12 protein-coding genes are annotated in these 13,345 nt (G+C 69.8%); 4 read left to right on the forward strand and 8 right to left on the reverse strand.

The window, feature by feature from the left end; genetic code table 11:
* Positions 1–9: 9 nt before the first annotated feature.
* From FL344_RS12285 to FL344_RS12295, 3 genes are all read right to left on the reverse strand, one after another.
* Positions 10–999, reverse strand: a complete 990-nt coding sequence (locus FL344_RS12285) for a hypothetical protein (protein ID WP_141618648.1) — start codon at positions 997–999, stop codon at positions 10–12.
* A 31-nt stretch (positions 1,000–1,030) separates the two neighbouring features.
* A complete protein-coding gene (locus FL344_RS12290; RefSeq protein ID WP_141618649.1) occupies positions 1,031–2,800 on the reverse strand; it encodes a VWA domain-containing protein in 1,770 nt (589 codons plus the stop codon).
* A 289-nt stretch (positions 2,801–3,089) separates the two neighbouring features.
* Positions 3,090–3,797: a metallophosphoesterase gene (locus FL344_RS12295; protein ID WP_141618650.1), complete on the reverse strand. Its 708-nt coding sequence runs from the start codon at positions 3,795–3,797 to the stop codon at positions 3,090–3,092.
* Positions 3,798–4,230: 433 nt separating this feature from the next.
* Here FL344_RS12295 and FL344_RS12300 point away from each other — a divergent pair, with 433 nt between their 5' ends.
* Positions 4,231–4,899, forward strand: a complete 669-nt coding sequence (locus FL344_RS12300) for an RNA polymerase sigma factor (RefSeq protein WP_140788585.1) — start codon at positions 4,231–4,233, stop codon at positions 4,897–4,899.
* Between the two features lie 48 nt (positions 4,900–4,947).
* Positions 4,948–6,135, forward strand: coding sequence for a hypothetical protein (locus tag FL344_RS12305; protein WP_141618651.1), 1,188 nt, complete (start codon positions 4,948–4,950; stop codon positions 6,133–6,135).
* A gap of 50 nt (positions 6,136–6,185) precedes the next feature.
* On the opposite strand, the gene FL344_RS12310 is transcribed toward FL344_RS12305, so the two are convergent.
* The 4 genes from FL344_RS12310 to FL344_RS12325 are packed head-to-tail and all read right to left on the reverse strand — an operon-like array spanning position 6,186 to position 9,173.
* Entirely contained in the window at positions 6,186–7,358 is a 1,173-nt protein-coding gene (locus FL344_RS12310; RefSeq protein WP_141618652.1) for an AraC family transcriptional regulator, read from the reverse strand.
* An 11-nt stretch (positions 7,359–7,369) separates the two neighbouring features.
* Positions 7,370–7,924, reverse strand: a complete 555-nt coding sequence (locus tag FL344_RS12315) for a zf-HC2 domain-containing protein (protein WP_141618653.1) — start codon at positions 7,922–7,924, stop codon at positions 7,370–7,372.
* Positions 7,917–8,684: an RNA polymerase sigma factor gene (locus tag FL344_RS12320; RefSeq protein ID WP_090484355.1), complete on the reverse strand. Its 768-nt coding sequence runs from the start codon at positions 8,682–8,684 to the stop codon at positions 7,917–7,919. Before FL344_RS12320 ends, FL344_RS12315 begins: the two co-directional genes overlap by 8 nt.
* Positions 8,685–8,687: 3 nt before the next feature.
* Complete coding sequence (locus tag FL344_RS12325; protein WP_141618654.1) at positions 8,688–9,173, reverse strand: PaaI family thioesterase; 486 nt, start codon at positions 9,171–9,173, stop codon at positions 8,688–8,690.
* 117 nt (positions 9,174–9,290) lie between these two features.
* On the opposite strand from FL344_RS12325, the gene FL344_RS12330 reads away from it, so the two are divergent.
* On the forward strand, positions 9,291–11,639 hold the full coding sequence (locus FL344_RS12330; protein ID WP_090484352.1) for an ATP-dependent helicase: 2,349 nt from the start codon (positions 9,291–9,293) through the stop codon (positions 11,637–11,639).
* Positions 11,640–11,744: 105 nt separating this feature from the next.
* The gene (locus FL344_RS12335) at positions 11,745–12,209 is read left to right on the forward strand and encodes a hypothetical protein (RefSeq protein ID WP_141618655.1); all 465 of its coding nucleotides are present in this window, start codon (positions 11,745–11,747) and stop codon (positions 12,207–12,209) included.
* 28 nt (positions 12,210–12,237) lie between these two features.
* On the opposite strand, the gene FL344_RS12340 is transcribed toward FL344_RS12335, so the two are convergent.
* The gene (locus FL344_RS12340; RefSeq protein WP_141618656.1) at positions 12,238–13,329 is read right to left on the reverse strand and encodes a PQQ-binding-like beta-propeller repeat protein; all 1,092 of its coding nucleotides are present in this window, start codon (positions 13,327–13,329) and stop codon (positions 12,238–12,240) included.
* Positions 13,330–13,345 lie beyond the last annotated feature (16 nt).

Below are 13,345 nucleotides of genomic sequence, written 5' to 3' on the forward strand. Positions count from 1 at the left end.
GCCGTCTCCTCAGGCATGCCGGGTCACCACCAGGACATCCGTTTCAATGGCCTCGCGAATGACGGATGGCAGGCTCTCCAGCGTGACATCTCCGTCCGCACCGGCCAGGCAGATGCCCGCGTCCAGGACCTGGAGCGAGTCCGCCGCGACGATGGAGACGAAGCGCTCCCCCATGAAGGCATACGTCACCTCCAATCGCTGGCCCGCGAGCCGCCGCAGGTCCAGCGGACGCGCGCCCGCGTTCAGCAGCGCCTGCTGTGCGCGCTGCATGCCGTCCTCCCTCGGATTCCCGCGGACGCCCCGCGTCGCCAGACGGGCCATGCGTCGCTGGGCTTCCTCAACCAACTCCGCGGACCGGGCTCGCCGCTCGGCGTCCTCTCGCTCCTGTCGCGTCCGCACCGCCTGGGCCTCACGTTCATGGTTCAGACGCCGCAGGCAATCCTCCGCCGGAACGCGGCCCCCCTCCGCCACCGCGAGTATCCGGCCTCGGACCTCGGCGGGTGCGAAGCGGATGCCCACGTCGCGCGAGACACGCTCCAGCAGGGCGTAGCCAAACGCGGCCCGCAGGGGGGCACTCACGCCCCGAATGTGGGCGAGGGGTTGGTTCTGCTCCAGCGCGAGGCGTGCCGCGCCCTCGGCTTCGCTTTCGAAATCCACGCCTTCGAAGAGCAGGGTGCCGTCAAACCATCGGCGCGCGCTCACCGGCGCCAGGCGCGGCGGCTCCTCCTCCGGCATCAGCTCCAGGGGCTCCGCCACGGCGCCCTCTCGCACCAGCCGGCGTCCCCAGGCATGGCCCCGGACGCGCGGCAGCGCCTCCAGGCACTCGGGCTCGGAGGGCTCACGCGGCGTGGCGTCTCGTCCCTTCACATCGAAGCGCCACCACCCCGGGGTGACCGGGGTGGTGACACGGAGGCGTCGCGAGGCGGAATCCACGGTGCCACCGCCCAGATACGGCAGCACCACCGACTCCACCTTCCCGAGGAACTTCCGGTAGTCCACGACGCCTCCTCCTTCCTCACTGCGTTTGGCTTCACGCCACCTTCAGCAGCGGCGTGCGCATCACCCGCTCCACCCAGCCGGACTGGGCGGTTCCGGGCAGCGTGGGCGCATCCATCAGCGCCTTGAGCACCCGGGGGACCTGGTACGGGTCCTCGAACTGGTCCACGTTCACCTCGCTGAAGGGCACTCGCAGCTGCGCGGCGCAGGTTCGAACCGTCGAGCCCCGCGCATGTGCCACCGACACCAGCAGGGCCATCGCCGACACCGGGATGCGGAGGTCGCGGAATGCCCGGGCGAACTGGTCGCCTGCCTCTCCGGCCTCGTCTCCCACCACGATGACCACCAGCTTCGCGTCCTCCGGCACGCGAACGCCGTCACGATGCAACGCGTACAGCGCGGAGGCGTGCACCGTCCCTCCCGACGCCCGCAGCCCCGCCAGCATGTGCTGGACGGCGATGCGGTTGGCGGCCTTGGGACGCAGCACCGTGCCCAGGGTGTCGAACGCGGCGATGTGCAGCTTGTCCATCGGGAAGCCCGCGAGGATGCGCGACAGCGCCTCCTTTGAACTCTCGATGGCCCCCTCCATGGAGCCCGACTTGTCGATGAGGAACATCACCCGCACGTCGGTCTCCGCCGTCGCCTCCGCCACCGCCTGCCGTGCCGCGTTGTCGCTGGCCTCCTCCAGCTTGCGTCGCAGCACCGCGCTGCGGACGTTCTTCGCGATGTTCAGCGCCCGCTGGTCCGTGGCCGTGTGCACCGCCTTCTCCCAACGCGCGCGGATGGCCGGGTCCGTCAGCAGGCCCAGTTCCTCGAGCGTGGGCGTCATCAGCCGCAGGTCACGGTCCGACAGCGAGGGCAGCAGCGCCGCCATGATGGCCGGCGTGAGACCCACGTCCTTCGGCAGCCGGCCCACGACCTCCTTGTAGGAGAGGCGCTCCAGGTCGATCCACTCGCAGATTTCCGCCTCCGACAGGCCGTCGAAGCGCTCGCGCTTGACCAGCGTCAGCCCATTCAGGCCCACCTCGCGGTGGCCCTGCGCGGACTGCTTCTGCTTCCAGCCGAGCACCTCGAAGAAGCCCTGCGCGCGCGGCTTGTAGCCCGCCTTGCGCGCCAGCTTCTTCAGCGTCTCCTTGTAGCCCGCCTTCACCAGGCCCTGGAGCATGGGCATGTTGGCCTCACGCGCAGCCAGCCACTTCGATGCCACGCGCTTCCAGCGGCCCAGCGGCGCCTTTCGGGACGCCGGGTCACCAAAGCCAGCCTCGCGGTTGAGCCGAGCGATCTCCGGATGCTCCAGCAGCTCCGCCACGCGCAGCACCGCCTTGGGCGTGAGCATGCGCGTCGACTTGCGCTCGTAGTGGAGCACCATCGCCTCGCCAATGGCTCGCCAGTCGTCGTCGTGGAAGGCCACGCCGCCCTGTTCGTCGCGCACGGGCTGGCCCGCGTGCTCCTGCACCAGCATGAGCGCGCACGTCGCGACCTTGAGGTCGCGCCAGTCCGTCTGGGTCAGCGCGTACGACGCGAAGTGCGCCATCAGCTCCGCGTTGAGCCGGTAGATGTCCAGGAGTTGCCGGTAGAGCTTCACAGCGGCGGGCACGAAGAGGCCCGGCTTCACCGGACGCCCCTTTTCACGCTGGAACGGCGTGGCGTGCGCCGCCGCGTGCCAGGTGCCATTCACATCCAGGCCAGGCCGGTTGTGCCACAGGTGGGCGGAGCCTCCGAGCACCAGGTCCAGCAGGCGCTCGGCGGGACCGCGCTGCGACTCGGGCAGCAGCGCGTTCGGGTTCTGCGTCTGGGTCGTCATGGTGTCCCCCTAGGGACGTGCCGCGGGTCAGGCGCGGGGCGGACCACTCGCGACGAAGCGAGCGGAGTGCACCGCGCGTGGACGCACGAGTGCCTCGCGCTTCAGCGAAGGCGGCCCGTGCGAAGTGAGGATGGGGAGGAAAGGGTGCGCCCGAGTGACGAGGCCGTTCTTGGATTAACGGTCCCAGTGCTCTACCGCTGAGCTACGGAGCCACGAATGGCTCCGGCGGGATTCGAACCCGCGACAGCTGTATTGCGTGTTGGACCCCGTCGGCCGGGCGCGAAATCGATTACGAGTAGACGGACACGTCGCCGTGGACCGGAAACCGGGCCACGGCCTTGCCGCCCCGGTATGTACTCCGGGCCGGCACCGAGACGAGCTCCCAGGTGGGGAGCACCACCGCCGTCAGCGACCGTCCGTAGACGCACCCGGTGTCGATACCCACCGCGTGCTCGGTGACGAGCGGCGCGTCGAAGACGGTGTGACCGAAGATGACCCGCTCCGGGCCCGTCCAGTGGTGTGTCCAGAAGGTCCAGCCCTCGGGCGCCTTGGACGGCCAGTAGCTCTTGGCCGCCGGGGGCCGGATGCACTGGGCATGGAGCAGGTGGTACGGGTCCTGTCGCTCGACGGGGATGTCCGGCAGCATGCCGGCGTGCACCACGATGGCGTTGTGCTCCGGCAGCCGCAGGTAGCGTGGCAGCCGGGCCATCCAGTCGTAGTGCCCGGGTTGGAGCACCCGGCGAGTCTCGAGGTGGTCGGGATGCAACCGCTCGTCCGCCCGGTGGCGCTGCTGGAGGTGCTTCTCCTCGTGGTTGCCGAGGATGGCCTCGTGCCGCATGGCCAACTCCACGCACTCGCGGCGCTTCGGGCCCCGGTCCACCAGGTCACCCGCGAAGATGATCCGGTCGCTGGAGGTCGCGCCCACCTTGCCGAGCAGCTCCACGGCTTCGTCGTAGCAGCCGTGAAGGTCTCCGATGACGATGGTGCGGCGGGACATGACGCGAATCCTCAAGAAGGAAAAGGTTGAGCGCCCGAGTGAAGAAGCCAGTTGGCTGATTCCAGGATCAGTGACGGACCACCCGTCGGCATACGCCCATGGGGCATATGTGTGGAGTCGAACCACGGCTTGTAGGGCCGCTTCGGCCGGGCGCTCGAAAGCGATGGGGGCGAAGACGCGGGCCCCCGCTGTTCCTGACAGGTGATTTTCCGGGGCCCGGTTTCTGACGCCTGCTCTATAAATCCCGTCAGGAACGCCATGCGGCTTTCGTCCGACTTCGCGGGTGCCAATTGTCCGGTGATTCCGCCGGGTTGGCGCCCCCTGCTTGTCTCGGAGGCTGCCTGCGGATGCCAACGTGGTACCTTGCCGCGCCACATCCCTGTAACCCAACATCCCGGGGCGACTTCCCCGGCGCAGCCCCCAGGTCCTTCCGGTGTACGAGCAGCTCACGGATGACGAATTGTTCGCGGAGGTGGTCCGCCGCCGCGCCACTGGCGAGCCTGTTGGAGGTCCGCTTGGGGCGTTGGTGCAGCGGTGGGCCCGGCCCTCGCGGTACGTCATCAGCAAGATTCAGGCGAGCTACGGCCGTGGTTCCCCAGCGGACGCGGACGAGCTCTTCCAGGACGCGGTCGGGAAGTTCATCGACCGGGGTCTGGACCAGTTCCGCGGCGTGTCGGAGCAGATGCCCGGCCGGAGCGCGTCTCCCAAGACGTTCTTCCTGCGCATCGTCAAGCACGTGGCCATCGACTTCTACCGGAAGCACCGCGAGGAGCTCGCGGCGCCTCCGTCGGACCCCGATGACGCCATGGAAGAGCCACCCTCCGAGGTGGCTCGCGCCGTCGAGTTCGGGAAGCGGCGTGAAGAGCGCGCCGAAGCCCAGGAGCTGTATTGGGCGGCATTTGCCCGCCTCCAGCAGGAGCACCCGAAGGAAGCTTCGGCTTGGGACCTGTACCACCACGAAGACGTCGAGGATCACGAAGAATGTGCCCGGCGCCTGAACATCACCGTGGTGAACAGCTACAAGCGCGTCAGCCGGGCCCAGGCCTACCTCAAGCTCTACCTGCTGGACCTTCATCGCGAGTCGCATGGGGAGGAAGCGTGAGCCGCCTCCTTCCCCGCCACACCCGGGGTACCCAGGAGGAATGAACCCATGATTGTTGGAGATACGCTGTCCCGCTATTCCGCCCGCCGCTCGCAGCTCCTGTCGGGCACGGCTTCTCCCGGTGAAGTGCTCGAGGCGGCGGGTGACCTGCTGCGCCGCCGCTCCCGGTTGGAGACCGAAGGTGTGGACGCCGCCCTGCGGGGCCTGGGTCGACCTCAGGTGGAAGCCTGGTTGAAAGCGCAGAAGCCCCAGTCGCTGCAGCCGGTGCTGCTGAGGGCGGCGGAAGAAGCTGTCGAGGTGGCGCTCGACGGTGGTGAAGAGGCGGACATGTGGCGGGTCTCCGCGCTGGAGGGACTTTCCGCTCGCGACCGGGCCGCCTCCGCCGCACACGCCCTGGCCGTCTGGGAGGGCTTTCACGGTGCCCTCGACGGCGAGTCCGCGCAGCTTCGAGACCGCTTTCTCGCCGCGCTCCAGAGTCTGGACTCAGCACTCCATCCCCGAGCCCGTTGGTTCATCCCACTCAATCCGCAGCGCCGGCAGGAGCGCGACCTCCTCGAGCCCGCCGAGCAGGACGCCGCCTGGTGGTTCTCCGCGCGCGCCAGTTGCGATGACCTGGTCGCCACCTGGACGGCCAATCCCCAGACGCTGACGGCCCATCTTCAGGACTGCGACGCGTGCCGCGCGGACATGGCGGATGCCGCGCCCGTGGACATGCCCCCCCGCCGGCACCTCACCGCGGACGACCTCTGGCGCCTCGACATGGGGCTGCTGTCCGAGGACGAGCGGACCCGGCTGGATGCGCACACCGCGCGCTGTGGCGAGTGTGCCCAGGCCGTGCTGGCGCTGGACGAGGGCGAGGCGGCCATCGAGGAGGCGCTGGACATGGAGGAGGACGGGACGGTGGCCCGCTCCGCGCGCACCTCGCGCGCGCCTGTCTCCCACCGCGCTCACGCCGCCCGCCTGCCGGAGCAGCGCGAGGTGCTGGATGAGCGCCGCGACTTTCGCGTGGTGCTGGTGCGCGAGCGTCAGCGCGTGCGCCTGCTGGTGCAGCCCCTGTCTGGCCGGACCGTGACGGCGGCGGTGTTCCTGAGCCCCGGCCGTCCCTCGCTCAAGCCGGCCCATGGGCCGGAGGGCATCGCCTTTGATTTGACGTCCGCGTCGTCCACCGGCGCGCGCTCTGCCCACCTGTCCGTGCAGGCGGGGAGCGAAACCCTGGAGCGCGACTTCGCCTTCTGACGGGAGGTCCCCGCTTCACGCCGGGGCCCGTGGTCACGGGCCCTCCGCGCTCAGGGGGACATGGGGATTGCGGTCCGCTGCGTGTCGAGCGCCTGACGGCTGCGCACGGGGGGCCGCGGAATGGGAAGGCTCCCCGCCGGCAACGTGGGGCTGAAGCCATTCACCAGGAAGGAGATGATGAGCTGCGCGTTGGGTGGGCGGGTGCCGAGCGCCGCGCCGCAGACGTCCAGTTGGTCCATCACCCGGGGGCCTTCGGTGCGCTGGTAGCGGTTGCACGTGGCCCCCACCTGCGGGTCCAGGTGTCGTGCCATCTCGCGCATGTTGCGGCCCCAGCGCATGGTGAGCTTCTCTGGCGTGAGCTGGATGTTGACGGGCTCCTCACCCCACGTCCCCTCGATGAGGGTGCGCCGTCCACCGGCCTTCAGCTTCAGCTCGAGCGCGCGCTGTCCCAGCGTGCCCGTCACCGCGATGCCGTGCTCGTAGACTTCCTCACCGAGGATGCTCACCCAGACGCCGTCCTTGCGCCGGGTGTACGGCTTGTCCGCGGCGATGCGGCCGTGGTTGAACCAGACGTCGCCCACGCGGCCCAGGGGCAGTTGGTCGTTCTTCGCCACCGGCGCGGGTGCGTCCTCCAGTCCTGAAGGACCGGCGGCGGTCACCACCGGCCGCGAGGCCAGCAGGTCCGTCACCGGCACGGACGTGTCGACGACCTCGAAGCGCACGCCGTCCAGCCAGGCCTGCCCCGTACCGCTCATGATGAGGCCGGCCATGATGGTGGTGGCTTCCTTCGGGACGTCCAGCACCACGTCGTAGCGCTTGCAGCCCGCGGTGCCCACCAGGGCGCGCGACTGCATGTTGTCGAAGGCCAGGGGCTGCTTCGGGTCGGGCCCTTCCACGCGCATCCACAGGCCTGCCCAGCCCTCCACGTCCTTGATGCGGAGCGCGCCGGAGAAGCGCAGCCGCTTGCCCCGGAAGTCATGCGCGCCGAAGGCCTGCATGAAGGTGCCGTAGCCATTCTCATCCAGCGACAGCGAGCGGAGGTAGGCGCTGCGGTTGCCTTCGCACGTGGCGCTGCTGTCCACGCCGGCCTCGTAGCGCTTGGGGGCGCTCTCCGTCACATACCAGCCGACTGGCAGCTTCTGGGCGCCTTCCGACGGCTGCGCGCCGGCCCCGGTGGAGGCCAGCGCGAGCAGTAGGGCGGCGAGTTTCTTCCGGAAGTCCATGACGGGAATCCTCACAGCGACACGGGGCGGCGCGCGCTCAGCGCACCCTCGGGGAGGCCAGTGCGGGCCTCATAGCGCGGGACTTCACCCGAGCCCCAGGGATATTGGACGAGCAGCCCACGCTCCTCGGCAGTCTGGGTGCAGGACGCCTGGGTGGCCAGGTCCGGGCACGCCACGACGATGGACTGAGGCTCGGCGACCTCTGTCTCGAATTCCACCGAGGGCGGCTCGACATGAAGGGCCAGTGTCCTGGGCGCGTCGGGCGGTTGCCGTCCACCGGGCAACACGACGAAGGCCCAGGCCGCCGCCGCGGCCAGCGCGGCACCGGCCAGGCCGGCCGCGAGACGTCGAGTCTCCCATCGGGCCGGGCGGAGGACGTGGACGGCGGGCGCATAGGTGTTGGCGACTTCGTGGAGTTGCTCCGACAGCAGGGCTTCTTCCTGGAGCAGGCGGGCGCACGGATCACATTCCAGCGTGTGCGCCTCGAGGCTCGCGGCCTTCTCGGGTGCCAGCGCCCCCAGGATGTACTGCTCCGCGGAGTCGCGGGTGAGGTGGGGCTTAAGCATGGGTTTCCTCCTCGAGCGCGGTGCGCAGCTTCTTGCGGACCTCGCACAGGATTTGCCGCACGCGCTGGACCGACAGGCCAACGCGTGAGGCGATTGCGGCATGAGGGAGCTCCTGGCCGTCACAGGCCAGGAGGAAGACGTTTCGTGCGCTGGGAGACACCTGCGCCAGCGCGGCATGGGCGCGGGAGAGTTGCTCCTCGGTCAGCAGGCGCCGCTCCGCGGATACGGACGGGTCCACCGGGTGGTGACGCTCCGGCAGTTCATCCACCGCCCCGGCAATGGACTCGCGACGGGCCCGTCGTGCGTCGTCCGCGGCCAGGAAGGCCGCCTGGGTGAGGGCGAGGTTGGGCAGGCGAAGCTCCGTCAGCAGCCCGCGCTGCTGTTGCTGGATGAGCCGCGCCCAGGTCTCCTGGGCCAGCTCTTGCGCCCGGTCCACCCGGACGCCACGTGCGAGCAGCGATACCACGACCCGCCGGTGATGGCGTGCGACCAGCGCGTCCCAGGCCGCCCTCTCACCCGCCAGGGCGCGCCGCGCGAGGAGGGCTTCGTCCTCCCCGGGCGCCGTCGCCTCGGCCGGCTCGTCGGCTTCCTTTGACAATCGCAGCGTCGTCATCCGCAGGCCCTGCACGGCTGCACTCATGCCGTCTTCCCGTCGCTCAGAGGCGTCCGGGGAGCACGCCTCCTCCCCGGTGTCCCCTGAACGTGTGTCCGGCGCGGACATATCGATGGGGGCAGGGAAGATGTGGGGCGGGGTGGGCAAGGGTCAGTTGACGGCGGGACTGTCTCCCGACGCCCAGCGGAGGTTGGAGAGCTTCACCACGCCCTGGCAGCGGCCGCACACACGGCCTTCACCGTCGTACACCCGGGCGGTGGCGAAGTGGAGGGACACCGTCTGGCTGTCGATTTCGGACTCCACGCGCAGACTGTCGCCGGTGACGGCGCGCTCGAAGCTCATGGACAGCTGCACGGTGGCGCAGCGCCGGCCCGGGTCCACCAGGGCGCCGGTGCAGCCCACGGCGTAGTCGAAGAGGGCGGCGAGGATGCCTCCGTTGACGGCGCTGGCGCTGCCGGCGCCGCCCCGGTGTTCGGGCCGAAGTTCGGGGATGGTGACGACCACCTTCCGGCCCTCCGGAAAGCTGAGTTGCGCGCCGAAGAGGCGCAGGGTGAGGCTCTGGGAGAACTGCTCGGCGTAACGGTCCGGGTCAGCCTGGGAAGGCCTCGAAGGGGCGCCGGACGTGGAGTCGGACATGGAGTCGCTCCATTATATAAGCGCACCGCATGCCTTGGGGGCCGAGCGGCCGGGCGGGACTGCGGAAGGGCGCCCATTGGTGGGGGAAAGACGTTAGAAGCATGGGTTCCCTCCCGAATGTCTCCCGCGAACCCACACGAATCCGCCCTCCTCGAAGACCTCAATGCGCCACAGCGCGAGGCCGTGTTGCATGGTGACGGCCCCCTGCTCGTCCTGTCAGGGGCGGGCAGCGGCAAGACGCGCGTCATCACCCGGCGCGTGGCGTATCTGGTGAAGGTCCACAACGTCTACCCGTGGCGCATCCTGGCCGTCACCTTCACCAACAAGGCGGCGCGGGAGATGCGCGAGCGCCTGGTGCAGTTGCTGGGGGCCCAGGCGAACGAGCTGGTGGTGAGCACCTTCCACTCGGCGGCGGCGCAGATTCTCCGCCGAGAGGCGGAGCACGTGGGGCTCACCCGCTCCTTCGTCATCTACGACGACTCGGACCAGCTCAACGTGGTGAAGCGCGCCATGCGCGAGGCGGGCATCGAGTCCATGCAGCCGCGCGAAATCCTCCACCGCATCGACCAGGAGAAGAACGCGGCCCGGCTCCCGGAGCACATGCAGGTCGCGCCCGGCGACGAGCGGGGCCAACTGGTGCGCAAGGTGTACGCGGCCTACCAGGAGCGACTGCGCGCGGCCAACGCCGTGGACTTTGGAGACCTGCTGCTCCTGCTGGTGACGCTGTTCCGCACCCGGCCGGACGTGCTGGAGAACTACCGGCGCCGCTTCCACCACGTGCTGGTGGATGAGTTCCAGGACACCAACCCGGTGCAGTACGCGCTGCTGAAGCAGCTGGCGCCGCCCCCTTCCGCCAACCTGGTGGTGGTGGGCGACGACGACCAGTCCATCTACCGGTGGCGTGGCGCGGACGTGGACAACATCCTCGGCTTTCCGCGGCAGTACCCCGGCGCGAAGGTGGTCAAGCTGGAGCAGAACTACCGCTCCGACCAGAACATCCTGGACGCGGCGCATGAGGTCATCCGGAAGAACACGCGGCGCATGGAGAAGAAGCTCTGGTCCGAGCGCCAGCGGGGCCAGACGCTCAACCTGATGCTCAACCGCGATGAGCGGGCCGAGGGGCAGGAGGTGGCGCGGCAGATTCTGGCGCTGCAGCGGGAGGGCTTCATCAAGCTCTCCAGCATGGCGGTGTTCTACCGGGCCAATGCGCAGAGCCGCGTGCTGGAAGAGGCGCTGCGCCTGGCGCGCGTCCCGTACACCCTGGTGAGCGGACGCAGCTTCTATGACCGGGCGGAAGTGCGGGATGCCTCCGCGTATCTGCGGCTGATGGTGAACCCGCGCTCGGACGCGGACCTGCTGCGCATCATCAACATCCCGGCGCGTGGCATTGGCGACACCACGGTGGAGCGGGTGACGGACTTCGCCAACGCGCGCGGCGTGAGCCTCTATGAGGCCTTGTCCCAGCCGGAGCAGATTCCCGCGCTCAATGGGGCCGCGGTGAAGCGGCTCAAGGGCTTCCGCAACCTGCTGGAGTCCCTGACGGCCTTCGCCCAGACGAACGAGGAAGCCGCGGGCGCGGTGGACCAGATGCTGCGCGAGACGAAGCTGGTGGAGACGCTTCAGGCCGAGGGCAGCGACGAGTCTCAGACGCGCGCGGAGAACCTCCGCGAGTTCCTGGGCGCAGCGCAGGAGTTCGACCTGAACCGAGCGGCCGCGGCGGTGGCGGCCGCGGCGAATCCCCCCAGCGACGTTCCTCCCGAAGTGGACGCGGCCCCGCTGACGGCGGACGTGCCGGCGCTGCAGGCCTTCCTGGAGCAGATTTCGCTGGTGGGCGAGGCGGACGCGGAGGTGGGCGAGGGCCGGGTGGCGCTGATGACGCTGCACGCGGCCAAGGGCCTGGAGTTCGACGCCGTCTTCCTCACCGGCATGGAGGAGAACGTCTTCCCGCACTCGCGCGCGGTGAAGTCCGAGTCCACGTTCCTGAACGAGGTTGCCTCGGCGGACGGGGAGCCCTCGGAGGAGATGGCCGAGGAGCGGCGCCTCTGCTACGTGGGTTTCACGCGCGCGCGAAAGCGGCTCTTCGTGAGTCTGGCGCAGTGTCGCTCGCTGTTCGGTGAGCTGCGCTACAACGCGCCCAGCCGCTTCCTGCGGGATGTGCCGCCGGCGCTGTTTGGCATCAGCGAGCAGGAAGTCCCCGAAGCGCCTCGGCCCATGGTGCCCTCGACGCCGCGCAAGCGGACCTGGGATGAGGACGACGGGCCGCGCATCGACCGCTCGTACTCGCAGGCGTCGGACATGGACGGCGTGGGCGGGGACGTGCGCGGCATGCGCGTGCGCCACGAGCAGTTCGGCGTGGGCCGCGTGGTGTCCGCGGACGGCAACGGCCCCAACGCGAAGGTGACGGTGGAGTTCGGCGGAGGCGTGGGCCTCAAACGCATCATCGCCCGTTTCCTGATGCCGGGCTGAGAAGCGGGCACCCGAGTGGACAAGCCGGTTTGGAGGCGTGTGGGAGCGACAAAAGAAAGCCCGCGCGCCTGACAGGGCGAATGCGCTGGTGGCAGAGTCCGGCGCGTGAGACTCGCCTCGCTGACCTGGTGCCTCCTGCTGGTGTGGTGTGGCTTCGGCTGTTCGCGAAGCTTCTCCTCGCAGGACCTCGGCGTGCAGTACGAGCCGCCCTCGGGCATGGACCTGCGCTCCGTGGAGGCCGGGCCCCCGGCGCTGGCCCGCTTTGACGGGGGATTGGAGCTGCGCTCGGTGCGCGGCGCGGTGCCCGCCCTGGATGCAAGCCCGGAGGCCGTGCTGGCGGCGGCGGGGTTGAAGGCGCCCGGAAAGTTGCTTCAGGACACGGAGGGGACGCTCCCAGCGGGGCCCGTGGCGCGCTACGAATTCTCACAGACGGGCGGCGTGCGCTCGATGGTGTACTTCGTGCCCAGGAAGGACGGCTTCGTCCTGGTGACCTTCTCCGCGCCCGAGCGTGACTACGGCACGCTGTCCGCCCGGGTGGAGCGCTCACTGTCGACACTGCGGGCGTGGTGAAGCCCGCGGCGGCGTCCCGATTGAAGGCTCAAGGGTCGGTCTTGCGCAGCCGCCACGACAGCACGCGGCCATCAAGTCCCAGGACGATGACCTGGTCGCCGAGTACCACGGGGCGGGTGCGCAGCGGCGTGTCCGCGCGGACCGAGAAAGCCTGCGCCCAGGTCCTCGTGTTCAACGCGATGAGCCGTCCCTGACGCCCGCTGGTGGGCACCAGCAGCAGGTCCTCTCTCACTGGTGTCACCTCCGAGACGAGCGGGTCGGGCAGCGTGACGCGCGCCACCTCCTTTCCATCCGAAGGGGACAGGCCGACGAGCGAGGAGACTTCTCCAGCCGTGCCGACCCACACCGTCCCCAGCGCCAGCGAGGGGGGACTGCTCAGGGCCGCCGCGGGGGCCTGCTCCCACAGGGACGTGCCGTCCCCGAGCCGCAGCGCCAGGACGTGGCCCTGGCGGGTGCTCACGTAGAGCGTGTCCCGCCACAACGTCATCCCCAGCACGTCCCGGAGGTCCCGCTGCCAGCGCTTCGCCCCATCCTGGGTGGCCAGGGCCATCAGCCCCGCGTCACCCAGCGCCACCACCAGCAGGCCGTCCTGGAGGACCGGCACGGGAAATCCACGGGGCGCGGCCGTCGCCTCGGGCTTTCCGGGTGGGGGGCGCTCCCAGTCTGTCTTCCCCGTGTCCGTGAAGAGGGAGCGGACGGACCCATCCGGCGCGACCAGGAAGACGAATTTCCCCTCCGCATCCGCCACGGGTGCGGTAAGGACAGGGGGCTCTCCGGTGAGGCGCCATTGCACCGCGCCATCCGCGAGGCTCAGCCGGACCAGGTCTCCGCCCACCGTCCCGGCGATGACGCTGTCTCCCAGCAGGGCCGGGCGTGTGGCCACCTCTCTGTCCAGGGCGGCCCGCCAGGAGACCTGGCCGGTCCGCTCCAGGCGGACGACGGTGCCCGCCTCATTGGCGGTGAGGACGCCGTCCGGCAGGGCCACCAGCCCGGCTCGAGATGAGGCGTCCGTGGAATGGCGGAAGTCGCTCGTCGCGGGCTCCCGGCACCCCATGGCGGCCACCAATGTCAGCGCCAGGGCGGGCAGCAAGGGCGTGCATGGACAGGCGCGAGACGACATGGTTTGGAGGATGACG

The sequence above is a fragment of the Myxococcus sp. AB036A genome, assembly GCF_006547355.1.
Lineage (GTDB): Bacteria > Myxococcota > Myxococcia > Myxococcales > Myxococcaceae > Myxococcus > Myxococcus virescens.